Origin of the sequence: Thermofilum sp. (assembly GCA_038741495.1) — an archaeon.
Lineage (GTDB): Archaea > Thermoproteota > Thermoprotei > Thermofilales > Thermofilaceae > Thermofilum.
Window position 1 is genome coordinate 147131 of the sequence record JAVYKX010000002.1, and the last position, 22947, is coordinate 170077.

Genomic DNA, 22947 nt, shown 5'->3' on the forward strand with positions numbered 1-22947 from the left:
TCATATTTCGCTCTTTGACCGCAAGTACAAGCCCAGCGCTAGAATCGCCACAAGCGCAACCACACCGATGATCAGCGAGAGCTCCGAAGGTACCGAATGCACGCTCTCGATCTCCAGCATAGAGCCCACAAGCTGGAAAAAGAATCCTAGCGCGCCAAGGAGGCTGAAACCTGCTAAGATTACCTTTAGAGAGAGTTTGTACTCCTCGGCCGTTGGCTTCGTAGCCAGCTTCACAACTCTTATTATATCCTCGAGCAGTCTCGGCATGTCCAGCCCCATGTATCAGCTACCTCATTCTTCACCTTGATGTTGATTATCTTACCCCTCACCGCAGAGAATAAATGCAGTCCCATTTAATGCTTTCCGTGGGCTGGAGCTACGCTTGGTACCTGCTGGACGTGGGCACTGGGGGAGAAGAGCTGGAAGAGCCCGCAGCAGCTGGCGGCGCCAACCTTTAAGTCGTGCTCGCCGAAAAGCTCCTGGAGCTCTGCGCCCCCGACCCGCTCCCCCTCCCCCAGCCTCGCCCTGAGCTCGCGCCTGCCTTCGCCGCTCGCCAGCCGCTCCACACCACTCACCCCGTGGCGAAAGCCGTGTACACGGTGAGCCAGTCACCCCTCAGCCTCATGAGAACCGTGCGCCCCGAGGCGCTGAACGCCACGCTCACCCGCTCCAAGCCGCAGTTTTAAATCTTCACCTCGCGCGGAGGCGCCTCGCTAGCCCCGGAGCACGAGAGAGAAAAAAGGAGGAAAAGCTTGAGGGTTTTCAGCGGGGTAGGGCTTCCTCTAGTACCTGCTTAACCTTTTTCTCGAGAAGCTTCCCCGCGTGAAGGAAGGTCGCGCCCTCCTCTGTGACAACCCTCACGTCTTCCGGCGGGATAATGTTCCCAGCCCTCAGCGCCACCACCGCCTCCTCGGCGCTCACGCTCCTCCTGAACCTGGCGGTGAAGAGCCTCGAGGGAGCGTACCCGACCCTCACCCACGCTACATCACCCCTCAGCACCACCGACAGGCTGTAGAACATCAGAGTATCCCAAACCTTGCTGCCCGCACCCTCCAAGCCCTCCCTCACTACAGCGATTAGCGAGCTGAAGTGCTCCAGCAGGCAGAGAAGCACGCTGCAAAGGCTGTGTAGAGGGTGAGCCAGCCTCCCCTCAAGCGCCGGCACCACTCTCCCGGGGGCGACGCCCCCGCGTCCCTTGCGGCCATAAATAGGGTTTGGGCAAGTGAAGCTGGGGAGCGGATGGGGGCCAGCACGGCGAGGGGAGCCCCCGAGAAGAGCGAGGCCCCTGGGGAGGGCTTCAGGGTCTTCAGGGTGGAGTTGAACAGGAGAGTGAGGGGAGAGCTCGCGAAGCTCCACCAGCGCCTCGTACAGAGGGATCCTTCGCTGCCGAAGAACGCGTTCCGCTACCACGAGAGCTGGGAAAACGAGGATGCGAACATGCGGGAGATGCGGGAGCAGGCGGGGAAGCGATCCCCGCCGAAGCGTAGAGCGGCGTACTACCTGCTGGCTAAGGTCGTCAAGGATGGAAAGAGGATCCACGGCAGCAAAGGTGCTTCAGTAATCGTCGACCTCGGCAGGAGCGAGCTGCGGATCCCCTGCGCTGGGATCCGGATCCCCCTGAAGCCAGGGCTGGTCAAGGCGCTGGAGGGGGAGCTCCGGCTCGCTCCTAAGCCGGAGTTCGCCGTCCAGCTGACGTGCCGGGGCAGGCTGCGCATCGTCGCTTTCAGGAGCCCGCCGAAGTGGTGGCTCTACAGGGAGGAGTGCGCGGACTTCGACGCGGTCCGGCTCGGGCCGCCCGTCAGGGTGGTGGGGGTGGACGTGAACAGCGTGTACGGCATTGCCGCCGTGGTCTTCGACCTCACCGAGGGCGGCGTGAGGGTGCCGAAGTCTCCCTTCCGCCTGCAGCCGCCCAACGACGCCCTCTACCTGGCGGAGGCGAGCGTGCTCCGGAAGATCGCCCAGGGCCTGCCGCCGGAACCGCCGGACAACGCCACGGAGGAGGAGCTCCAGCTCTGGCAGTGGGCCCTGGAGAGGGTGAAGCGGCTATCCTCCAGGGTTGGGGCGCTGACCACTGAGAGGGCTGACAGGCTCCGCTGCCAGCTGGAGCGGGCGGCGAGGCTGGCGAGGAGGCGGTGGGCCCGGAAGCTGCTGGGGGAGCTGAGGCAGCTCATCCGCGGGGCGAACGGCAGGGCAGTAATCGCTATCGACGCCCCCGACCCTGAGAGCCTCAGGAACAGCAAGCTGCAGAAGACCTACCTGCACGTGACGAAACACATCAAGAACCTTTGCCGGTACGAGGGGGCGCTCTACCGGAGGGTGAGGGCTTCCGGCAGGGCGTGCCCCCTCTGCGGCAGGTGGTGCGAGGAGGTCGCTCACCGCTACTACAAGTGCAGCCACTGTAGCATTGTCTTCGACAGGGATTACGGTGGAGCTTTCAACGCAGCCCTCGAAGCCCTACCACCGACGCTCGCCGACACGCTGAAGGGGTGGCTCAAAGCCCACCCCAAAGCGCTCGCAAGGAACTACAACAACCCTGCAGGCCCCGCTTCCCGGGACCCCCGCCCGGACGTCGAGCCCGTTCGGGGGGCGCTCCCGGGGGGCCGCGTGCGCGACGAGGGGGAGAGCAGCCGGGAGGCGCTCCGGCGACGGGGCGCTGAAAGGCGCGAGCAGGCCGCCCTTAAGCGGCCGCCCCCATGACCCGCCCCGGTCGTCCACGGCCTCGGCTCTGCTCGGGGCTGGGGAGGCCGAGGGGCGGGCCTGGAGGCTTAAGCCCGTGAAGGGGGATGAGCACCGGCGCGGAACGTATCAGCTGGTTGGCAAGATATTATTAGCTATTTCCCGAAGCGTAGCGCCGGCCCGCTGCGAGAGGTCCTTCGCAGGTTACGGAGCGGAAAAACGCCGCAGGCGAGGCCATCCCTACGCGTAATGAATTGCACAGTACTTGAGATAGCGCATCAAGAACTTTTTACTTGGGCTCTCAAAGAAGCTTAAGGTCCAAGTTCTTGCGGGCGTCTAAGAACTGGTGTTCTCCAGTTCGGTGAAAGAAGGTTTAAAAGAACTGCCTTACTTGTGTGAAGCCTATTCTCAGCCTGGTCAAAAACCACACTGTTCTTCCCTTCTATCACCTCGTCCGTTATCTCCTCACCTCTGTGAGCTGGTAGGCAGTGCATGACAATGAAGTTGCTCTTACCTACCTTCTTAAGCAGCTCAGAGTTAACCTGGTACTTCGGCAGGAACGCTCTTATCCGCTCCTCTCCTTGCGCCTCCTGCCCCATGCTCACAAAAACATCTGTGTAAATGACATCTGCGTCGCTAACAGCCTCACCCGGATCCTCGAACACCTCAATGTTTTTCAGAACATCCTCTCCTAGCAGCTCGGGCCTGGGCATGTAGCCAGGTGGCGCTGCTACCCGAATTCTGGCGCCCAGCTTCACCCCGACTATAGCCAGAGAGTTGAATACATTATCTGTTCCATCTCCGACAAAAACTACCTTCACGCCTGCGATGCGGCCCAGCTTCTCGTAAATAGTCATGAAGTCGGCAAGTGCTTGCAGAGGGTGGTGGCTATCGCTGAGAAGGTTGATCACCGGTACCGTAGAGTACCTCGCCAGCTCCTCCAGGTCTTCGTGACGGTACACTCTGGCAGCTATCGCATCGTGGTACCGCGAGAGCACTCTCGCTACATCCTTGATGGGCTCGCCTCGCGAAAGCTGGAGTTCCTGAGCGGAGTAGGACACGGGCCAAGCTCCCAGCTCGAGTGCTGCGACGGTGAAGGAAGCTCGCGTCCTGGTCGAAGGCTTTTCAAAGATTAAAGCTATGCTATACCCACTCAGTAGTGTGAGCTTTTTGACGCCAGCAGCGCGGAGTTTCTTGAGAGTTACTGAGTCTTCGATCAGCGAAAGTATCTCGTCCCTGGAGAACTCCTTCAAAGTAAGTAGATCTCGCTTCATCGAGGAAAGGTGGAGGTAATTAGGGTTTAAAACGTTAAGGCTGCTCTCTACGCGGAAGGTAGAAGTTCCTCAACGTAGCGCTTGTAGTCGAAAGGTATGAGGTCTTGCAGGCGCTGCCCCACTCCGACGTAGAGTAGCGGCTTAGATGTTATGTAAGTTATCGAGAGAGCGGCACCGCCTTTGGTATCTGCGTCGAACTTCGTCAGGATGGAGCCATCGAAACCTACCTCTGTGAGAAAGACCCTCGCCTGCTCGACGGCATCGTTTCCTATCAGCGCATCACCTACGAAGACTCTATAGTCTGGGTTCAAAACGCGTATAATTTTTTTCATCTCGTCTAAGAGGCTCTTCCTGGTGTGCATCCTCCCAGCGGTGTCTACGAGCAGCACGTCGGCCCCGTGCTTCGCAGCGCGCAGAAAGCCCTCGTAGGCCACGGCAGCAGGGTCGGCCCCGTAGCCCAAGGACACTAGCTCCGCGTGAACCTTCTCGGAAAGCTCTCTAAGCTGCTCGATTGCTCCCGCGCGAAAAGTGTCAGCGGCTGCAATAACCACCTTGTAGCCTAGGTTAGAGAGCCTGTACGCCAGCTTGGCAACAGTAGTTGTCTTCCCATGCCCATTAGGTCCTAGGAAAACCACGGAGAAAGGCTTCTCGTAAGCTTCTCTTACAGCTTCGATCCTTTTCTCGAGGGTCTCTCCGGAAACCTTCTCGAAGGGCTCGAGAATTACTTCCCTCAGCACCTCTAGTGCGACTCGACCCTTATCCGCAAACCTTGAGACTTTCACCGAGCTTAACTTAGAAGTGAGCTCTCGCAGAAGCGCTTCAGCTACATCTAAAGCGACATCGTTTTCAACGAGGTGGAGCAAGAACTCTTCTTCAAGTTCTCTCAGCTCACGCTCGGAGAAGCCCGTGTACTTCACTTTCTCGACGATAGAGGAAAATACCTTGGTGAGTCCTTTGCTAGACATTTCTACCGCTGTGATAGTACTTGCCTGAGCTGCTGTGCTCTGGCGATTATGCTGTTAAGCTCCTCTACCCTTCTGTTTATCAGCTGCGTGAGCTCTTCTCTACGCTTGTTTAAAGTCTCAATAGTCTCTTCAAGGTTCTTCTCCACCAAGATGTTCGAGCCTATATTAACTAGGAATTTCTCCTGCTTGTTCACAAGAGCTTTCATGTAAACCCCGGCGGAGAGCGGGATGAGTACCTCCTTTGCACTCTCGAGAGCGCTAACGTTTCTCAGCGTAGCAATTGTAGACTCGATTTCAGCGGCTAGGCTCTGTGCTAAACTTATCTCTCGCTGGATTTCCTCCGCTAACTGCGAGAGAGCCATGTACTCTTCGGCGGCTCTCTCCCTAGTGCTGCTTTGCAGGCTCATCTACCGGCACCTACCTCACAACTAGAACCTCAGCCTCAGCTAGCTCTCTAATGTAGCTGTCTTCAACTTCCTCAACGTTAACAGGTTCTACTCTGCTAACCTTGATATGCCTCCTCGTCAACTTGTGCCTCCCACCTAAGACGCTGTAGAGCCTGTCCAGAACCTCCCTTTCGCTAAGACCCCGAAGGTATAAGGTGAACTTCCTCGTTTCTCCGTTTCGCAACACCATCAGCCCCTCCACCTTATACGTGGCAGGCACTCTGGTGCTCATATCTCTCTAGCAGCCACACCCATTACTGGTTAAATCTATTACTGGTGATAGGGGGTGAGCGCCCCCTCGAGGGCCTTGTTGAGCTCCTCGTCGAAGCTCAGCCCCTCCCGCCTCGCCAGCTCCCCCAGCCTCACCCTCAGCTCCCTCATACCCCCGCTGCTCGCGAGCCCCTCCATGCCTTCACCCCGTGGCGAAAGCCGCGTACACGGTGAGCCACCCGCCCCGGTCGTCCACGGCCAAGAGCCGGGGAGGCCGCGGGGCGGGCCCCGAGGCCCAAGCCGGTGAAGGGAGATGAGCACCGGCGCGGAACATTACTGGTGCTGCTTCTGCCGGAACACAGGCTGCATCAAATTCAAAAACCCCTCCCCCCAAAGCACTTGAGGGGCCGGTCGTCTAGTGGGAGGATGCCGCCTTCGCAAGGTTCGCTCCCGAGAGCGGCGGTGGTCCCGGGTTCGAATCCCGGCCGGTCCACCAGTTTTAGCCCTGGCAAGAGGGGTGGCACTCAGCATCGTGCACTCTCGACCCATTGCGTGTGCTCCAGGACACCTTCAAGGCTGTCCAGAAGCTCACTGGAACTTTCAGGTAACTCTACGAAACGTTTACGCATATCCTAGCCGTAAGACGATTGGAGGACGGAGCATCATGAGCCGTAACCCTATTTCACAAGAGGAGAAGTTTTCTCATCCGATGAGCGGGTATAAAGGCGAGGTGGTGCTCTTCGTAGATAATAGCGAGGAGTGCGTCAAGCTGCTAGAGCACCTTAAAGGCAACGGTGTTCTTCAGAAGGTTAAAGTCGTCGAAGTCAACGGGATTCGCGGGTGGCTAGTGCTAGAGTACGGAACTCCACGTGTCCCTCTTCTCGTGACAGAGAGTCGAGTGGTGGCTGGCGCCGAGGAGATACTTTCATACCTTTTAGGCGGTGAAGCTGAGACTGATGAGCGCTGATTTCGCTGCGAAGCTACTAGTAAGGGCGCTGATCTGGGTCCTTCCAGCCTACGTTGCAAACGCTACACCAGTTGTAACAGTGCGCCTGTACAGGCACAGGGGGAAGCTCCACCCCATCGATGGAGGCTTAACGCTGCAGGATGGCCGCAGGCTGCTGGGGGAGAACAAAACGTGGGAAGGTTTCCTGGGAGGTCTACTAGGGGGAACTGCGGCTTCGATGGCTCTAGACTACCTCGGACTGCACAGTTTCCCGGAGGGCGTAACGTTGTCTTTTGGCGCGCTTCTAGGAGATCTCCTGGGCGCATTCATCAAGCGTAGGCTAGGTCTAGCACCAGGTGCTCCAGCACCGCTGCTGGACCAGCTTGATTTCTTATTCGGAGGACTCCTGCTCCACTCTCTACTCTTTGGCCCAGTGGACCTACAGACTCTCGCGGTGCTCATACTGGTCACGCCGTTGATACACTGGGCTACTAACGCAGCAGCGTTCCTGCTGGGCTTGAAGCAGCACCCTTGGTGACATTGTGCCCCCGCATTTTTCTCTTGCTGCTTACCCTGCTTTCTTCCTTCACCGCCTGCCGCTCATCCTATCTCTTCTAACAGCTTAGAGCAAGAGCGGCCCTTATTCTCCTGGAGAAGCTGCCTGTAGTCTGGAGGAGGCGGGTCTGACTCGTAGAGAACTTTCCGGTTAGCCTCCAAGAGAGTCGGCGTCATTCCAAGCAGAGAGCTATAGGTGCGTACATCCCTCTCCTCAATGCCGAAGCTCTCCAGCGTTTCCATCCACTCCGCGGAGCGCAGCATGTGATGCGCTACCACAACACGACCCGGGTTTCTACGGATTATTCTCACCAAGTTGTCGAGGCCTTTAGCGACCTTCTCCTCGATCCCTTTTCTAGAGGAAATAGTATTCAGGTAAAGAGGTGGACCGCCTACAAATGCAAGCTCGAATCGCTCAGCTAGAATACGGTTAGCGGTTTCATCATCGACAGGCCCTTGCACGTCGGGAGCATAGATGAGGCTGCAGTCACTAGAACTCTTTATCTCTACCACTAGAACGCTCCCAAGTCGCGCGTCACCGTGCACGCAGGGGAAAAATCTCAGGGTTAAGCCACCTAGCCTCACTTCCTCCTCTCCGATCTGGGTGGCTGGTGTGGAGATTTTCTCCAGATCTCTGAAGAGCCTCCAGGCTCTCTTCTTCTGGTTGAAAGGCGTCTTGCTGTCAACACGCTTCACGAACACTTTCTTTGACTTGTAAACTGTCTCGAACTCGCTCGGGTCGCAGCACTCGAAGAGAGACTCGTAGGAAGGCGTGAAGTGATCCCTATGGTAATGGGTGACGACCACCGTGTCAGCCTCCTCTGCACTATCGAGCACCCTCCTCCTCGCGTTAAGCAGCGCCCTGAACTCCTCCGGGTGGGGCGGGAGGCCGAAGCGGCGGGGAGCTAAGCTGACACCGGGGTCGAGAAGGATCGCTGCGTGCGGTGTCGCAACGAAGATGCTCATAGAGCGCACGCCCAGGCTCTCCTCGGCAAGCGGCTTTACCTCGAAATCGCAGAGTCTCAGCTTGCTCACACTCGCAGCCACCAAGAGGGGGTGTCCCAGAAAGGTAGTTAATTATACTCGTCTATCGTTCTCTGATGCGCGCGCAGAGTCTCCCGGCTCCTCTGAAGCCGTGAGATTATAGTCCTTGCGCGCTCTGGTGAAAAGTCGTTCTCATCTACGAGAAACCTGTAAAGTTCCTCGACTCGAGGTTCTCTGAAATCGATCTCGTAGTCCTCTTTAACTCTCGGGTGGAGGAAGAGGTTCACAATATCCTCGTAGTTCTCTGGCAGCCGCTTTCGAAGGTTGCTGGGCAGCTTCTCCAAGCTTCCATACAGCTTTATCAGCTTGTAAGCCTTAAGGGGCCCTATACCGCGTACCGGCCTGTTGTAGTCCGTGCCCGAGAGCACCGCTACCTCGACGAGCTGTTTTCGCGTTAAACCGAGCGTGTTGAGCAGCTTCCCGAGCTCCACGAGCTCCGGCTCCAGCTTTCTAGCTACCTGCTTGCTCGGAAGCCACTCGAAGCCTGTGAGCGTAAGGTACCTAACAAGCCGGTCCGCGCCGTAAAGCAGCGAGTCCCAATCCTGGCTGCTGACAGCCCATGCATCTCCTCTAGCGACGATGAAAGCGGCTTGCGCTTCGGCGTCTGAGGGAGCATCGACCACGGGGAAACCCATTAGCGTGACAAGCTTCTTGCTGCTCTCGATTATCCACTGGTCTACCCTAATCGCCACAACGGCTTTGGAGAGCGCTTTCTCCAGGTTACCGCTTAAGAGGGCCAGCTTGTACTCCTCGAGCGCCCGCTCCCTTACCCTCTCTCTTCTTTCCAGCTCCGCGCGCTTTAGGGGGTGTGGCGGGCCGTCGAAGACGAAGATGAATCTGCACGCGTTATCAGCTGCCAGCTTAGAGTAGCGAGAAGCCATACCTACCAGGTGGGATGTCACATAACCCTTACGGTTTCTCAGGAAGTCACCACTGCCTGTTCGCACGAGGGCGAGGAACTGGTAAATAGCATTCAAAGCATCTACCGCGAGTGTCCTGCCCGTTACTCCGGCGAGGCCTATTCGCAGAGGCGTTACGAGAGGTGTTAAGCGGCACCCCATTACGTTTGTTCACTCTAGAAGCTTCTTCAAATCTTCCAGTAGCCCCTTCCTTTCAAGCCTCTGAACTTCGCCAGGCATGTACCTGTAGATGATGTCACCTCTTTCCGGGTTGAAATCCCACGGCGCTACCAGAACCACGTCCCCGATCCTCACCCAGACCCTTTTCTTCATTTTTCCCGGGATTCGGCAGAGTCTGATTTTACCGTCGCTGCACAGTACTCTTACTCTATCGTAGCCTAAAAGTTGCTGCACAATTCCTAGCATGGTGGTTTGGCCGTCCGGTAGGGGTAGTTCTTCAGGGGCTTCGCTTTCCCCGCTAGGCTTACTCACAGCTGAGCTAGCTACTTGTAGCTATATAAACGTTCATGTCAGCTACTGCTGCTCGCCTGCAGGGCTCCTCTCGACGATGACCATGTTTATCTGGACTATCTCGTCAGTTATGGTGTTTCCTCTGACGAACTTCCTCTTGCGAACTCCTTTATCGGTCGGGTGGTAGCCCGGGGGTCCTGAAAGAAGAAAGTAGCCTTTGCGTGGGCCAGGTATATCGGGCCGCATAGGTTCACCCGCACGGCCCGACCCGCCCGTGATTTTGAGCTTGAAGCCGGGCTTCCCGACGAGGCTGCCGTCTATGATGTCTCCTATCTTCAAGCCGATTAGCCTAATAGCCTGCTCCCCTTTTACTTCTATCTGCTCGGCTTTTCCCGTGCTCGGGTCCGAAACCACTACTTTGAACTCCGGCATGGAACTACCCCGGCTCCTCTCGCTGCTGAGTTTTTAAGTGTGATGGTGCCCGGCAGATGAAGCCCTTTGCTCGGTGAGGCTTTTATAAGGCGCGCTGCAATGGCACCTGTCTATGCCCGTGAGGAGGAACAGGAAGATTTCAGCTCAACACCACAAAGACCTAGTGAAGGTCAGCTTCCGCATATCTAGGAAGGATCACGAAGCCATTCTCGCTTTGGTGCGGAGCGGAACCTACTCCTCCGTCTCGGAGTTCGTTAGGCATGCTCTGGAGAGGTTAGTATACGAGTACAGCGACAGAGCTAGCCGACGCTAGACCTAGAGCTGCTGGGCTCGCCTTCGAAAGTGACAAGGTAAACTATACCTTCCCGTCTGAGGAGAGAGACTCGGGAGCCCGGGACAAGGCGCGCGGCTCTCGGCCCCCTCGCCTCGACCTCCAAGAGGCTATTATCTCTCATGCTCATTACGTAGATCAAGTTCTCCGACCTGGAGATCACGACACCATGCTCGAGTTCCTCGCCGGCTGTGTGAACGCTGATGGCGTTTAAGGTGGATCGGGTCAGTGGAATCGTCGTTTTTTCAGCCCTTTCAAGGTCCAGTAGGATAAGCTTAGACGCGCGAATATCCTCTACGAGGTAGAGATTCCCCTTGAGTTCTATAACGTCACCTTTCTTAAACTTGGGTAAAAGTAGCCGCAGTGTCTGCTTGTGCTTCTCCCGGCCGCTGCGGGTAATGCCCACCAGCTTGCTTGTCTCGAGCACATCGAAGAACACTTTCTCTGAAAGGATTCTAACGAACTCTCGAGCTGCCGCGTGGGTCGCGAAGTGCACGTCAACGCCGTGAGGAACCTCTTCAACTTCTATAGGGACCTGGCTGGTCCGCAGACCCTTACTTTTCGCAAGAGCTGCTAGCGCTTCCTGAACAGCTCTTCTCTCCTCTCCGGTAAGCTCCCGCCCCTCTGCTCTGACCTGCACTGTTGCAGCAGCCCTCTTAGCGAGATGCCTCATGCACCCGTCGCATAGTGTTTCGCGAAGCTTCAGAGGAGCTGTGAGGTTCTCCCAGTAAGGCTCGTCTTCCAGGCCATGCGCAACACCCTTAACTTTCACCTCGAGAATTCTATCCTCGGGCCTAACCCGTAGAACGACTTCGGTTACTCGCCCACCGAATACTAGGAAGCGGTTCGCCTTACGCCTTATCTCCTCCTCCAAAACCTCGACCTCCTGCGTCCATCCGGAGTCACCGTACTTGTAAGCACCGCAGATACGGCACCGCTGTATCACGATCTCTTTCTTCAGCTGGATTAGCGGATGGTTCGCCCGATAGCACTGAGGGCATAAGCCGCCTACAAGGCTTTCGACGAAGCGCCCGCAGAGCGGGCATACCGCGTGAACCATTCCGGTTCACCAGTTACTCTATGAGTGTCCTGAAAACCTGCACGTGGGGGACTCCTCCAACGGTGACTACAGCCTCTGAAACAGATGGGTAGATCCTCTGTAGAGCTTTGCAAGCCTTCTCGCCGAACGCGACAACGCTATCAGCAGTACTGATTCTTTCCGCAATTTCCCGCACATCGTGAGCGTCGACCTCGTCGCCTGCAAAGAACTCCTCAGAGATGTGTAGCTGTAGGTCACCCTGAACGATCGTTCTTCCGAGCAGTTCCTTATCGCAGATAGCCACGATAGTGTAACCCTGCTCTCTATGCACGCGCAGGATCAGGGACACTTCGCCTTCAGTAACTAAGAAGTTCGAGGCCGGCAAAAATCTTTAGTGCTTCATCATTCGAGTAAACCGGGAATGATGAAGGTTGGTATTGACGACTAGTGAGTGAAGACACCAGAGCTGACCTACCTTGCTGGCGCGCTTGTGGGACTGCGTGAAAGTTTTCCAACCACCGTGATGCCTTTACCTTTCACTATGTTGAAAGTGTAGATCTCGGGGGGAACAGGGCGCCAGCGCATTTTCCTGATGAAGAGGGTTCTTGCAAACTCGTTGCCTACGCGCTCGAGTCCTAGCACGAACACTCCGGCAGCCAAGAACTCTTCAACACCAAACCTGCTCAGCGACTGGCTGCCTGTAGGAATTTCGGAGACGATGATGCTCGTTGTACCTATCTTCTTCTCGATGTTGATTATCAGGCTTTTGATGTACTCTCTTGTCCACGCAACGTCCTGCTCCTTCACGATCAGTGGGGCCACAGGGTCTATGACGAGCCGCTTAGCGCCCAGCCTTCTAGCATGCTCTTGAATACCCTGGACGATGGACATCACTACAGTTTCCGCCGACTTGTCGCGCATCCTATCGATGAAGTCGGGCATAAGGCTTAGAATTTGGAGTTGGCCGCTCTGAATGTACTTCTCCAGATCCCACCCGAAATCGTACGCTCCTTTCACGAAGTCATCGTACTCCTCGTCGACGAGCAGGTAGATCCCCGGGTCACCCATTTCTATGCCCCTGATCAGGAAGGTTAAGCTGAAGAGCGTTTTCCCCGTACCTGTCTCGCCGGTAACTAGGTAAGTTCTCCCCTTCAGTAGTCCTCCTATGCGCTCGTCAAGCCCCTCGATACCCGTCTTAACGATCTCGTAGCCTCTTCTCTCCTCAATTGAGATCGTCTCAACTTCTGGCAGGTCGGCGGCAGGCGGAGGGCTACCGGTGGAGCCCTTCTTACTAATCATCGTGTCAAGGATCTGGGTGAGGTTAAAAAGGTCAGTGCCTGAAGGTGTTTTCGGGAAGCTTGAGAGGCGTCCTCGCTCTTGAAGAGATAAACGTGGTCAGAAAGGTTCCGAGGCAAGGGCACATAAGAGTAGGGGTAGCTTACCCGTCACTGTACCAAGTAGCTATAGATTCGCTTTCGTTCCAGATGCTCTACCACTACCTGAATAGCTATGACGAGGTGTATGCCGAGAGAGTATTTTTCAGCAGAATGTCGAGCGCTCCTATTTCTACAGCAGAGACTGCTACACCGTTGAAGCGCTTGGATGCTCTCGTGTTCACGGTCCACTACGAGCTGGACTTCGTAAACATCGTCCGGATGCTTCTCGAGGCTGGGATAGAGGTTTTTGCAGACAAGCGGGAAAAACCGCTGATCATTATCGGAGGACCCCCTGTCATAGCGAACCCTCTACCCCTATCGATTTTCGCGGATGTTTTGGTAGCAGGTGAGATAGAAGCGGTTATGCCGGAGCTCGTAGAGAGGTTGATCGAAGAAGGTGCCTCAAAGAGGGTGGTCTTGGATTCCTTATCACCCGAGAAGGGTTTCTTCGTCCCTGCAAGAGGCGTAGCAGATGTGAAGCTGAGCATCGCGCAGAAGCTGGAGCCCAGTTTCCACCCGGTAGCCCAGGTGCAGCCCCTCCGCGCTCCCTTTAAGTGGAGGTTGAGAACAGCTATCGAGGCTTTACGCGGATGTATTCACGGTTGCCGTTTCTGCCTCGAAGGTAGGATTTTCAGCGTTCTGCGAGAGAGACCCTTGAAGGATGTTCTGGAAATAGCGAGAGAAGGGTCTACCGCGAACAGGAGTAGGCTTGTAAAGCTAGTCGGCTTATCATTCTTCGATCACTCTCAGGCTGACGCGATCCTCGAAAAGCTGCTTGAAGAAGGGTATCAGTTCTCGGTCCCCTCTTTGAGGGCGGACACTCTGAACGCTCGCCGCTTAGAGCTTCTCAGGAAGGGGGGCCAGAAAACGCTCGTATTTGCTCCTGAGACTGGGTCTCCGAATCTAGGCTTAAAGATAGGAAAGTTCGTCAAGCTGGAGAGAGCGATAGAGCTTGCTTCCGAAGCGCGCAAACTAGGGTTTACGGGAGTAAAGCTGTACTTCATGGTAGGTCTACCGAGTGAGAGTGATGAAGATTTGGAGAAAACTGCCGAGTACGTCGAGAAACTATCGGGGGAAAGCGGTTTCCGGGGTGTCCGGCAGCTTAAGGTCACGGTAAGCCCTTTTGTGCCGAAGCCTCACACGGCGTACGAGCGGTACCCATTTATCGGGGTAAAAGAGGCGAAGCGGCGCATTAACTACCTGAAGAAGAAGCTAGCCGGTTTGGCTGACGTCCGGGAATATGATCCTAAACTCGCTTGGATTCAGACCATAATCTCAAGAGGAGGGCCAGAAATAGGGCACGTGTTGCTGGGCTGGGCGATGCGAGGAGGTGGTCTCGGAGCTTGGCGAGCAGCCGTCAGAGATGCCGGCTTGAACCCCGAGAAGTACACAGGATTCCTAGAGGAGGCTCCCTGGAGTTTCATCAAGCTCGCTCCGAAGACTAGGCGCTTTGCCGGAACCTGAGCAGCGCGTCGCTGGAAGAGGCTCAGCAGGGTTCGACTCGTCACCCCCTCAGACCTCGCAAGGGTCTTCATCGCCCAGGGGATTCTCCCTAAGGCTTCAAAAATAGTTTTGCTCACGTCTAACATCTACGAGAGTAAGCGGCTCAGCGGCAGAAAAAGCTAAATCTCTCTCGAGATGTCGATCCTCTCTTCAAGATACTTTTTTAGGCTGTCTATGGTTGCCGTGGGCGCCGGGTCAGTTCCTCTCAGAAGAGCCAGCAGTATGCTTGCTATGTCGAATGCGTAGAACAGAGAAAGAAGCTTCTGCAGCTGGTTCTCCCCGATCGCGTGAACCTCCACATGCTTTACGCCGCGGCCGCGAAGCAGCTCTCGAAGGAACTCCATGCGGTGGTGAACGTAGGGTGGCTCGCCGGGAGCCCTCACGATTACCGCGGAGAACCTGAAGGGGCCTTCCCACCCCATAATCTCGTTGTGATTGGCTTCGGGTATCTCTGAAAAGAAAGCATGCAGCTTAGCGTTCTCGTTGATTTGAGTTTTTAGGCGGTAGCCGGCACTCAAGAAAGGTCTGTAGCTGTACACCACTGGAAAGTTACCGGCCTCGTACTGCTCGAACAACCACCTCGCGAGAGAATTACCCGCGTCGAGAACCTCCTGCTTAACGTTCTCGAGAAAGCCTGCCGCCTCCTTCAACTTTAACATTAAGCCGTCGACTAGGCCTGCCGCCTCTACCACTGCAGCGAGCGCTGTGCACATGTAAGGAAACGCCGCCCTAGGCTTAAGGCCCGAGGGTACCTCTACGAGCGGAATCTTCCACTCTGTAGCGAGCTTAGCTAGAAGCCCCCCAGAGGTGACCGCGACCGTGGGGATCCGCCTCCGGCGCGCCTCTAGCACGACGCGTAAAGTCTCCTCGGTGTTTCCGGAGTAGCTCACGGCTACCAAGAGGTGGCGCTCGTTAACGCTTCCCGGTAGGCCGGTTTCCCGCAGCGGGATGATCATCTTGCTGGATTCTTCGTAGAGCGCATCTTGCAGGAAAAGCCCCCCAATGAAGGATCCACCCATACCTGCAACGATAACGCTCTCGGGGTCTCTCGGGAGGGGTAGCTTATCGACTAGGGTAGAGTACCTCTCAGAGCCGTCTCTAATGTCGGCAGGGAGTGAGAGAGCGCGAGCCAGCATCTCCTGTGAGTCTACAGCGGCGTGAGAGGCATAGAGTGCAAGAAGTTCCTCTATTCTCACGCTTACACGCTCTCCATACGTGACTTAATAAAGCTTGCTGCTCGATCGATGGGGAGCTTAAATTCTTCCCGAGCTTCGAGGTCGCGGATCGTGACTACACTGCTGCTAATCTCGGAGGGGCCGACTATTACCGCGAACCTAGCGCCGGCTTTGAGCGCTTTCTCCAGCATCTTGGATAAAGACCTTTGGGAGTACTCCACTATCGTCCTGATTCCTAGTCTTCGAAGCTCGCCTGCGGCTTGAAGTGCGTACGCGAGAACATTCTTGTCTCCCGCTATTGGCAGTACGTGCACCTCCGTAGTTTTCCTGGTCTGTACCGAACCGGAAGCTTTTAGGACTTCCAGAACGCGCTCAATACCTATGGCCATCCCAGTGGCTGGGAGGCGTGGGCCGCCAAGGCTGCTTATAAGGTCGTCGTACCGGCCGCCGCCCGCCACACTGCCTACCTCGACTAAAGGAGTCTTTACTTCGAAAACGGTGCTGGTGTAGTAGCCGAGACCTCTGACAATAGCTAGGTCGATCTGCGCGTCGACGTGGTATGCGCTTTTGAGAAGATCAAGGATCTCTTGGAGCCTCTTCAACCCCCTCTCGCCTTTTTCGCTCTTCGGCTCAAAGTCCTCGAGGCCGTCTTTCAGCCTTTCAACGAGCTTCTGGGCGGCTTCAGTGCTCGCGCCCAGCTTCTCCAGCTCTTTCACTACATACTCTTCTCCGAAGCGCTCAAGCTTATCGAGTACTCTCAAGGCCTCGGGAACTCTGTTCTCGTGGATACCGGCCGAGGCCACCAGGTCTTCGACAACCTCCCTATCGTTCAACCTCACTTCAAAGTTTGCGAGCCCAGCGCTACGGAGAGCTTCGTAGGCCACGGCGATAACCTCCGCATCGCCCTCCGGACCCTCAACTCCGATAAGCTCGATACCAGCCTGCCAGAATTCTCTCAGTCTTCCTCGCTGAGGTTCCTCGTACCTCCACACGGGAGAGATGTAGTAGAAGCGGATTGGCTTCGGGAGATCCGGGCGCGAAGCAACTATTCTCGCTATCGGCGTAGTCAACTCGAAGCGAAGTCCGAGCTCGCGCCCACCCTTGTCTTTAAAATTATATATCTGCTTCACGACTTCTTCTCCAGCTTTCGCCACGAGCAGTTCCAGGTGCTCGAAGGCTGGTGTGCAGACCTCCCCGTAACCGTAGAGCTCGAAAACCGCCCTTATGCGCTCTTCAACCATTCTCTTTACTGCCGCCTCTTCCGGAAGCCAATCTCGAGTGCCGCGAGGTGTCCTAAGCAGGTCCCTCATCAGCTTGACCCTACACCAGCCGCGCAACGTAAATGTTATCCTTTACTCTAACGAGTCGAATGGCAACTTTCGCGTTTATGGGTGGAGGTCCTTGCACACCTGCAATGGTCACTACCCTCCCCCGAGCTACGGCAAGCCACTGCCCCTTAAGCCACCCCCAGTATGCGACTTTGGCTGTAGTCTTCTCACCAACCTCGAACGCTACGGGTACTCGCCTAGCTGGTTTTATGCCGAAGTCTTGGGGCTTGAGAATAAGTTTCACCCCGAATTCGCTCTCCCACTTTTTTAAAGCGGTGTAGAACTTATGCCAAGAGAGGGGCTTCACGCCCGGCACCTTACGCCCGTACTTGTGCGCCTCATACTTCTGTATACCGAGGGGCGGCCACCTCTTCCCCGCACCTATGCTGAGCGCCCACTCTATGATCCGGGCTATCTCAGAATCGTTAACACCGGGAACCCACACGGGAGCGATGAGGACGTCCATACGCAGGTTCTGAGCGATGTATTCGACAACATGCTTCACTCTCTCCACGTTGAACCATGGAGTGCCGGCTAAGACGCGAGCAACTTCAGGGTTTAAGGCGTCTACCGAAACGTTTACCCGGTCTAGTCCCGCGTCGTCGAGAGCCTGGGCGAGCTTCTCCGTGAGAAGAGCTCCGTGAGTTTCTAAAGCTATACTTTCAGCTGCGCCGCTGGCCTTGAAGTCTCGTACAAGCTCGACGATGCGCGGGTAGGTGAGTGGGTCTCCCACAGCGTCTATGTGTATATGTGCTCTCTCGAGACCTTTCTCACGGATAACGTGAAGCGTGTACTGGACCAGGTAATCTTTGTCTACCTCGAACTCTACCTGCCTCAAGCGAGAGTTAGGGCCCGAGTCGACACTACAAAATATGCAAGAGAGAGGGCAAAAGCTCGTGGGCCTGACCTGGAGCAGGTTTGTCCCACGGTCGATTACCCCAAAGGCTACGTGCCCGAGGAGAGGGATCTCTTTCTCGATTCGGAGGAAACGGCGCATAGTCGATCCTTCGGCTCATCCGAATAAGGAAATTTCCTCCTCTTCCTTTTCCTCCCTTTTCCTCTCTAAAATCCTTTTAAGTCGCCCAATTAAGCTTTCTCTCTCCCCCTCAAAGGGGCTCGCGAACATTTCCCGGAGAGTTTTTAGGTGGAGGTACTTCCGGAGGACGACTATAAGGGTTCCGGCGAGCACGCTAGCACCCAGAATCGCTAGAAGAGCCTGGGTCGCTGAAAGCGTCAGAAGCGGCGTGTCGATGAGCACGTCGAGGATTACTTCTCGCGATTTTTCTGAGGGGGAGAGCACTCCCGCGTACGTGAACCCTCTGTAGCTTACGTGCAAGGATATATTGCTGGAAGGCGGGAGAGGTACGCGGTAGAGAACCGCTACTCCGTCATCCCCTGTGGTGCTGGTCAAATTCACTACTCCTGACGGACTACTTACCCTCACGAGGACCTTGGCGCCAGAGACGGGCTTTCCGAGCAGGTTTTTCACAGTGATTTCTAAAGCCTTCACGTTCACCGTAACTGTGATGTTGCCGGTCTTCAGCTCGCTAGCTGAAACCTTGCTCCGAGCGACTTCCACGTTTGAGCACTTCACTGAAATGAGTAGATCCGAGAGAGGAACATGCTTGATCTCGAGCATCCAGCCGCTCAGGTCGGCTGCGTAGTTGAGATATGGTGATGAAAGCGTTGCTGTGCAGCCGCTCACAGGCTGCCCGTCAAGGTCTACAAACTTCACAGCTATATCGTATATCGGCACCCTGAGGGCCAGAACTCCCCCTCCTGCGCTGAGCTCTACCGAGTAGGAGAAGGTGTCGTAAGAGTACTCTATCTGTACTATCGCGCCTAGAGGAAGGTACCCTAGATCGCCGGTAACGCTCTCTCTGGGAGAATCCAGGTACCGCGAAAGCAGTAGAACTCCGAGGCTCTTCACGGTAACTTTACTCCTCTCCGGTAAGGTGCTGGAGCCCTCAGCCTGCACGCTTACTCTTACTCTAGCGATGCTCACGGATACCTCTCTGAAAATAGTGCTGTCGGATCCCTGAACTTCAAAGGAGCTCCGACCTATCGCCCTGCCTAGTTTTTCGCTGAAAATCTCGAGCTCGTAGCGGCCTAGCGGCATGCTGTTTAACACGATCGCCCCGCTAGTGAGCCTCTCGCTGAAGAACCTTCCTAGAGGGTCGGTCAGCTGAGCAACGAGGGTTTCGTCACTCACTATCTCGCCCCTGGCATCTAGGACCTTCAGCTTAACGATGCTTGCTACCGGCAGCATGACCGTGTAGGTGTTGTTTTTCTCCGTGACATCTACATACAGCTCGCTCGAAAGCCTGCCAGAGAGGTATACTTTAATCGTATACCTACCCAGAGGCGCGTAAGTGAGGTCGATAATGTTGCTTCTAAGGAGGTCTGCAGAAGCTATACGCGTGCCATTGAAGAAGAGTTCCGCGCTTCCGTTGATTCCTGTAGCTGGAACCCCGCCAAGAGCTTGTAGCACGAAAGCGAGCCTAGATAGTAGAGGAAGCCTTACCTCGATAGCCCCTGTATCGCACCCTACGGTGGACTCTCCGTTCACTGCGAGCACGATGTCTTGAACCCAGGCAAACTGAACCCTGTACTTTATAACGCCGAAGGGCAGCAAGACTATCTGGCCGCTCCTGGCGATTAGCCGGTAAGGCTCTATGTAGAGTTCAACTGACTGGTCTCTAAGATCTCTTCTCTCAGCGGTGCGTACGAAGAAACCCACGTACGCAGTCCTCGTGTTTATATGTATCTGCGAGCCGGAAGCGTTAAGGTCTACCGTGCCCGCGTATATAACTCGATTAAGCCACCTGACTTCCAGCGAGTAGTTCCCGGGAAGAGGGTACTCCACGATGCAGGTGAAGTTCGGGAAGCATGAGAATTCCCGGGAAAAGTTGATGCCCTTTAGGAGGATGGTTGGCGGCTGTAGGGGGGCTTGGATTACGTTTTCTCCTTTACAGGTCTTCAAATGTACCGTAGCGTTGAGTAGTGTTTGATTGCTGAAGATGTGCATGCTCGTGGGTTTTTCCGCGCTTTGGACTGCTGCAGCTTTTACAGCTAGCGCAAGGATGACTAGCACGGCTAGCAGGGCTCCGGATCTCAGGGTGCCCACGCCACTACCCTACTTGCGCGAAGTCACGCCGTATATAAGAGCTTGCCCGCGCGGAGAGTTTTCCACTACTTGTAGCATACGAGAGATTCGCCGCATTTCTCACAATACCGAACTATGCAGGATCGCGGCCGCCAGCCTGACAAAAGAACATAAAACAGTGTGGCTTGGTGAGCAAGTGGCGTGGCTATGGCTGCGGATCAGGGGGCTCTGGCGAAATATCAGCAGGCTCTTGAAGAGTTACGCGCGGTTGTCGTAAGCCTTCAGCAGTACAGAGCCCGCTTGCTAGAGATCGAGAGAGTGGTCAAAGAGCTCGAGAAGATTTCGGACGACTTCGTGTACAAGAGCTACGGGAACATACTTTTCAAGACTTCTAAGGAAGAGGTGATTCGGGAGCTGTCATCGGAGAAAGAGCTCTTGCAGGTTCGCGTGGAGGAATTCGCTAAGCGTGAAAAACTGCTCCGCGAGAGATTGAGTAGCATTGAGAAGCAGCTTCGCGGCGCTCAAGGAGCTTGAAGAGTATGGAGCAATGGGAGAATGAGAAGGCAGGAGCCGTTCGGGAAGTAGCTGAGCACCTGATGAAAATACTGGCCGAACGTCTTGAGGAGAGGCTTGTAGGCGATCCTAAACTCGTAATGACGATAAAAGTGGAGCTAAACTTGGATTGGCCATACGAGATCGCGGTAGATCTCTCTGCGAGCTCGAGCGTGTACTCAGCGAAAGACTTGGAAAGAGCGATCACGGAGGTTCTTGAAGAGGGCCTTAAGCACGCTGAGGAAATGTTGAAAAATAGGGGTTTAAGGCCGCTGCCATGACTGCCATGAACATTCTCCGGTATCTCAGCGGCCTACCCTCCGCAGAGGAGATACTCATCGTCACGCATGTAAACGCCGATCCTGATGCTGTAGCTACCGCGCTCGTCGTGAAAAGCGTGCTTGAGGGGCGTGGCTTCAGAGCTAAAACTTGCTTTCCTGAAGGACCGAGCAAACTCTCCAAAGAGCTTCTCGCAAAGCTGGAGGTAGCTTACAGGAACGATTGCTCCTGCGCTGCTCGCCGCGTAATAGTTTGCGATACTTCCAACGAGAGCATGTTAGCTGGCGCAGCAGAGTGTCTGAAGAATGCGGAGATCGTGATTATAGATCACCACGAGCCCGGCGGCTTAATCCATAGAGCGTCCACGGCTGTCGTAGACACCAAGGAGGTTGCGGCTACTGTGATCGCTGTCGAGCTAGCGAAGCTTGCCGGTGTAGGCTTAGAGCCGAAGCTGGCTACGCTCGCGCTAGCCGGGATACTCTATGACAGTAAGCGTTTTTCGCTTGTTACGCCACGAGCTCTTCGCGCTGCTGCCTGGTTGTTAGAGAGCGGGGGTAGCTACGAGGCGGCGCTACTACACCCTGAGGAGGAGCTCGAGTATTCAGAGAGAATCGCGAGGCTTAAGGCTGCTCAGCGGGCCATGATCATCGATATCTGCGGAACCGTTGTGGCGCTGACCGAGGTATCAGCATACGAGGCGTCGGCAGCGAGGGCTCTCGTTGCGCTCGGCGCTGACTTGGCATTTGTTTTAGGTGGCAAGGGAGAGCTCCGGGTGAGCGCTAGAGCTTCGGAGAGAGTACTGGACGCCGGGCTGAGCATCGCGGAAATAGCTAAGAGAGTGGCGGCTTCTCTTGGAGGTGAGGGAGGCGGTCATAAAGGGGCTGGCGGAGTTAAGATCCGGGACGAGAAATCGCGGAGCGAGGTTTTACGAGCGTTAGCGAGCGAGGTTGTTGGAGAGCTTATGGCGCTGTGCCGGGAAGAGCGCTAAGCCGCCGGTGCTTGTGGTGTAGGTGCTACTAGCGGAATTTCCCTAGCGGGTGTCAAAACCTTAATTTTCCTTATCTCTGCTTTCTTCAGCGGGTAGATCTTCCTTGCCTGGAGCTCTATCTCGGATGCCAGAGTTCCGAGTATACAGTGTTGAACGAATGTGTCGAAGTCCATGCTCTGAGCCTTGCTAGAGATCAGCTGGAACATTACCTTCCTGATAGCTTTTCGTTGAGAAGTTTTGACTCTGGCCTGAGTTACCGCCATGGCCATCACTCTCATTCTAACGTTATCCCTGGTTTCCACATCTATTATCGCGTCGATCCGTGAAGTTCCTCGGCGGACAAGGCTCCTGATGTAATCTCTAGTCAATTCCATTAGCTTAAGCTGTGTGAAAGCAGTAGAGTTTTCCACTTTCACTATTTGAAATTTCAGCTTAATGTGTATCTGAGAAACATCTTTAGTGATGTCGTAGAAGCTGACTTCTACGGTTCTCCCCAAGGCTTTCTCCGGTTCCGCGGCAGGTATATAGCCTATTTCAGCGTACCCGAAGGCTCGCGGGGCTAGGACCCTGAGCCACTGCTTAGCGGCCCACTTGTCTCTGATCCTCCTCGCGCTCAAGACGACACCGGGGGCTTGACCCCTTACGGTTTTTTAAGCTTTTCACGCGGAGCAGAGCCTAGTCGATTCGGACTCTGTAATCTTCCTTTATTACTCTTAACACGTACATGGTTTTCGTGCTTTCCACGCCATCGATGCTTCCGACTCTATCGATAAGCTTAGCGAGGTCCTCCTTGCTTTTTACGCGCACCTTGAGAATAGTAGAGTACTCACCGGTAACGTCGTAGATCTCGTAGACATCCTCCATTTTTTCTAACTCCTGAAGGACACGGGTGTACTTCTGCGGTGTAGCAACGACAGCGATTATTGCTGTCACTCTCTTGCCGACCTTCTCGGAGTCGACTATCGCTTGGAATCGCTTTATAATTCCCGCATTAACTAGCTTCTTGATTCTAAGGTGAACCGTAGCCTCTGAGATCCCTACCTGTCCAGCGATCTGCGAGTAGGGCATTTTCGCATTCTCCTGAAGCAGCTCGAGTATCTTCTTATCAACGTGGTCTAGTTTTATTTCTCGAGCGCTTTCCGTCATCAGGTTCCACCGTAGAGTATTTGCGTACCACATAAAAAACTTTTATGCGAATCACTAGAGGTAGCTGACGCTCTATACTCCTCTCGTCATACGAAATTTTTTCCAACGTAGTACTCCTCAGGGCCGTTCGGATACTCTTTACTTCT

29 protein-coding genes and 1 tRNA gene are annotated in these 22947 nt (G+C 55.3%); 9 read left to right on the forward strand and 21 right to left on the reverse strand.

Annotated features, from left to right (window positions below; translation table 11 throughout):
- From QXU72_05475 to QXU72_05485, 3 genes are all read right to left on the reverse strand, one after another.
- Entirely contained in the window at positions 1 to 279 is a 279-nt protein-coding gene (locus tag QXU72_05475) for a preprotein translocase subunit SecE (GenBank protein MEM0494701.1), read from the reverse strand.
- Positions 280 to 353: 74 nt separating this feature from the next.
- Positions 354 to 566: a hypothetical protein gene (locus tag QXU72_05480; GenBank protein MEM0494702.1), complete on the reverse strand. Its 213-nt coding sequence runs from the start codon at positions 564 to 566 to the stop codon at positions 354 to 356.
- A 196-nt stretch (positions 567 to 762) separates the two neighbouring features.
- Positions 763 to 1164 carry a hypothetical protein gene (locus tag QXU72_05485; GenBank protein ID MEM0494703.1) on the reverse strand — a complete coding sequence of 134 codons (402 nt, stop codon included), beginning with the start codon at positions 1162 to 1164 and terminating at the stop codon, positions 763 to 765.
- 75 nt (positions 1165 to 1239) lie between these two features.
- Between QXU72_05485 and QXU72_05490 the strand changes: the two genes are divergently transcribed.
- Positions 1240 to 2697, forward strand: a complete 1458-nt coding sequence (locus QXU72_05490; GenBank protein MEM0494704.1) for a zinc ribbon domain-containing protein — start codon at positions 1240 to 1242, stop codon at positions 2695 to 2697.
- A gap of 290 nt (positions 2698 to 2987) precedes the next feature.
- On the opposite strand, the gene argF is transcribed toward QXU72_05490, so the two are convergent.
- The 5 genes from argF to QXU72_05515 are packed head-to-tail and all read right to left on the reverse strand — an operon-like array spanning position 2988 to position 5769.
- Positions 2988 to 3950 (reverse strand): ornithine carbamoyltransferase, encoded by a 963-nt coding sequence (gene argF / locus QXU72_05495; protein MEM0494705.1) that lies wholly within the window; start codon positions 3948 to 3950, stop codon positions 2988 to 2990.
- 47 nt (positions 3951 to 3997) lie between these two features.
- Entirely contained in the window at positions 3998 to 4915 is a 918-nt protein-coding gene (ftsY, locus tag QXU72_05500; protein ID MEM0494706.1) for a signal recognition particle-docking protein FtsY, read from the reverse strand.
- Between the two features lie 2 nt (positions 4916 to 4917).
- Positions 4918 to 5322 carry a prefoldin subunit alpha gene (gene pfdA, locus QXU72_05505; protein MEM0494707.1) on the reverse strand — a complete coding sequence of 135 codons (405 nt, stop codon included), beginning with the start codon at positions 5320 to 5322 and terminating at the stop codon, positions 4918 to 4920.
- A 10-nt stretch (positions 5323 to 5332) separates the two neighbouring features.
- Positions 5333 to 5593 carry a 50S ribosomal protein L18Ae gene (gene rpl18a, locus QXU72_05510; protein ID MEM0494708.1) on the reverse strand — a complete coding sequence of 87 codons (261 nt, stop codon included), beginning with the start codon at positions 5591 to 5593 and terminating at the stop codon, positions 5333 to 5335.
- A 38-nt stretch (positions 5594 to 5631) separates the two neighbouring features.
- On the reverse strand, positions 5632 to 5769 hold the full coding sequence (locus QXU72_05515; GenBank protein MEM0494709.1) for a hypothetical protein: 138 nt from the start codon (positions 5767 to 5769) through the stop codon (positions 5632 to 5634).
- A gap of 206 nt (positions 5770 to 5975) precedes the next feature.
- On the opposite strand from QXU72_05515, the gene QXU72_05520 reads away from it, so the two are divergent.
- The 3 genes from QXU72_05520 to QXU72_05530 all read left to right on the forward strand — a co-directional run bounded on the left by QXU72_05520 (position 5976) and on the right by QXU72_05530 (position 7055).
- A tRNA-Ala gene (locus QXU72_05520) sits at positions 5976 to 6067 on the forward strand.
- Positions 6068 to 6280: 213 nt separating this feature from the next.
- Positions 6281 to 6538 (forward strand): hypothetical protein, encoded by a 258-nt coding sequence (locus QXU72_05525; protein ID MEM0494710.1) that lies wholly within the window; start codon positions 6281 to 6283, stop codon positions 6536 to 6538.
- Positions 6528 to 7055: a CDP-2,3-bis-(O-geranylgeranyl)-sn-glycerol synthase gene (locus QXU72_05530; GenBank protein ID MEM0494711.1), complete on the forward strand. Its 528-nt coding sequence runs from the start codon at positions 6528 to 6530 to the stop codon at positions 7053 to 7055. The genes QXU72_05525 and QXU72_05530 overlap by 11 nt, the downstream gene beginning before the upstream one ends.
- Before the next feature lie 62 nt (positions 7056 to 7117).
- On the opposite strand, the gene QXU72_05535 is transcribed toward QXU72_05530, so the two are convergent.
- From QXU72_05535 to QXU72_05550, 4 genes are read right to left on the reverse strand one after another with little or no spacing between them, the layout of a single operon-like run.
- On the reverse strand, positions 7118 to 8119 hold the full coding sequence (locus tag QXU72_05535) for an MBL fold metallo-hydrolase (protein MEM0494712.1): 1002 nt from the start codon (positions 8117 to 8119) through the stop codon (positions 7118 to 7120).
- 26 nt (positions 8120 to 8145) lie between these two features.
- Positions 8146 to 9177, reverse strand: a complete 1032-nt coding sequence (gene fen / locus QXU72_05540) for a flap endonuclease-1 (protein MEM0494713.1) — start codon at positions 9175 to 9177, stop codon at positions 8146 to 8148.
- A gap of 9 nt (positions 9178 to 9186) precedes the next feature.
- Positions 9187 to 9507 carry a translation initiation factor aIF-1A gene (locus QXU72_05545; GenBank protein MEM0494714.1) on the reverse strand — a complete coding sequence of 107 codons (321 nt, stop codon included), beginning with the start codon at positions 9505 to 9507 and terminating at the stop codon, positions 9187 to 9189.
- A gap of 42 nt (positions 9508 to 9549) precedes the next feature.
- The gene (locus QXU72_05550; GenBank protein ID MEM0494715.1) at positions 9550 to 9918 is read right to left on the reverse strand and encodes a 30S ribosomal protein S6e; all 369 of its coding nucleotides are present in this window, start codon (positions 9916 to 9918) and stop codon (positions 9550 to 9552) included.
- 112 nt (positions 9919 to 10030) lie between these two features.
- Here QXU72_05550 and QXU72_05555 point away from each other — a divergent pair, with 112 nt between their 5' ends.
- Entirely contained in the window at positions 10031 to 10231 is a 201-nt protein-coding gene (locus QXU72_05555; protein ID MEM0494716.1) for a ribbon-helix-helix domain-containing protein, read from the forward strand.
- Here the strand turns inward: QXU72_05555 and QXU72_05560 are convergent.
- The 3 genes from QXU72_05560 to QXU72_05570 all read right to left on the reverse strand — a co-directional run bounded on the left by QXU72_05560 (position 10218) and on the right by QXU72_05570 (position 12587).
- Positions 10218 to 11309: an NMD3-related protein gene (locus QXU72_05560; GenBank protein MEM0494717.1), complete on the reverse strand. Its 1092-nt coding sequence runs from the start codon at positions 11307 to 11309 to the stop codon at positions 10218 to 10220. The two genes, QXU72_05555 and QXU72_05560, sit on opposite strands and share 14 nt — an antisense overlap.
- Before the next feature lie 13 nt (positions 11310 to 11322).
- A complete protein-coding gene (locus QXU72_05565; protein ID MEM0494718.1) occupies positions 11323 to 11637 on the reverse strand; it encodes a DUF424 family protein in 315 nt (104 codons plus the stop codon).
- Positions 11638 to 11759: 122 nt separating this feature from the next.
- Complete coding sequence (locus QXU72_05570; GenBank protein ID MEM0494719.1) at positions 11760 to 12587, reverse strand: ATPase domain-containing protein; 828 nt, start codon at positions 12585 to 12587, stop codon at positions 11760 to 11762.
- Between the two features lie 59 nt (positions 12588 to 12646).
- Between QXU72_05570 and QXU72_05575 the strand changes: the two genes are divergently transcribed.
- On the forward strand, positions 12647 to 14188 hold the full coding sequence (locus tag QXU72_05575) for a radical SAM protein (protein MEM0494720.1): 1542 nt from the start codon (positions 12647 to 12649) through the stop codon (positions 14186 to 14188).
- Positions 14189 to 14346: 158 nt separating this feature from the next.
- Here QXU72_05575 and QXU72_05580 read toward each other — a convergent pair whose 3' ends face one another.
- The 4 genes from QXU72_05580 to QXU72_05595 are packed head-to-tail and all read right to left on the reverse strand — an operon-like array spanning position 14347 to position 19857.
- On the reverse strand, positions 14347 to 15423 hold the full coding sequence (locus QXU72_05580) for a bifunctional phosphoglucose/phosphomannose isomerase (protein ID MEM0494721.1): 1077 nt from the start codon (positions 15421 to 15423) through the stop codon (positions 14347 to 14349).
- A gap of 2 nt (positions 15424 to 15425) precedes the next feature.
- Positions 15426 to 16712 carry a histidine--tRNA ligase gene (gene hisS / locus QXU72_05585; GenBank protein ID MEM0494722.1) on the reverse strand — a complete coding sequence of 429 codons (1287 nt, stop codon included), beginning with the start codon at positions 16710 to 16712 and terminating at the stop codon, positions 15426 to 15428.
- A gap of 10 nt (positions 16713 to 16722) precedes the next feature.
- On the reverse strand, positions 16723 to 17727 hold the full coding sequence (locus QXU72_05590) for a radical SAM protein (GenBank protein MEM0494723.1): 1005 nt from the start codon (positions 17725 to 17727) through the stop codon (positions 16723 to 16725).
- A gap of 15 nt (positions 17728 to 17742) precedes the next feature.
- A complete protein-coding gene (locus tag QXU72_05595; GenBank protein MEM0494724.1) occupies positions 17743 to 19857 on the reverse strand; it encodes a carboxypeptidase-like regulatory domain-containing protein in 2115 nt (704 codons plus the stop codon).
- A 186-nt stretch (positions 19858 to 20043) separates the two neighbouring features.
- On the opposite strand from QXU72_05595, the gene QXU72_05600 reads away from it, so the two are divergent.
- From QXU72_05600 to QXU72_05610, 3 genes are read left to right on the forward strand one after another with little or no spacing between them, the layout of a single operon-like run.
- Entirely contained in the window at positions 20044 to 20370 is a 327-nt protein-coding gene (locus QXU72_05600; GenBank protein ID MEM0494725.1) for a prefoldin subunit beta, read from the forward strand.
- Between the two features lie 5 nt (positions 20371 to 20375).
- Entirely contained in the window at positions 20376 to 20669 is a 294-nt protein-coding gene (locus QXU72_05605; protein ID MEM0494726.1) for a hypothetical protein, read from the forward strand.
- Entirely contained in the window at positions 20666 to 21655 is a 990-nt protein-coding gene (locus QXU72_05610) for a DHH family phosphoesterase (GenBank protein ID MEM0494727.1), read from the forward strand. The genes QXU72_05605 and QXU72_05610 overlap by 4 nt, the downstream gene beginning before the upstream one ends.
- Here the strand turns inward: QXU72_05610 and QXU72_05615 are convergent.
- Together QXU72_05615 and QXU72_05620 are read right to left on the reverse strand one after the other, a co-directional pair.
- Positions 21652 to 22272, reverse strand: a complete 621-nt coding sequence (locus tag QXU72_05615; protein ID MEM0494728.1) for a 30S ribosomal protein S3ae — start codon at positions 22270 to 22272, stop codon at positions 21652 to 21654. The two genes, QXU72_05610 and QXU72_05615, sit on opposite strands and share 4 nt — an antisense overlap.
- A gap of 58 nt (positions 22273 to 22330) precedes the next feature.
- Complete coding sequence (locus tag QXU72_05620; protein ID MEM0494729.1) at positions 22331 to 22801, reverse strand: Lrp/AsnC family transcriptional regulator; 471 nt, start codon at positions 22799 to 22801, stop codon at positions 22331 to 22333.
- Positions 22802 to 22947: the final 146 nt, after the last annotated feature.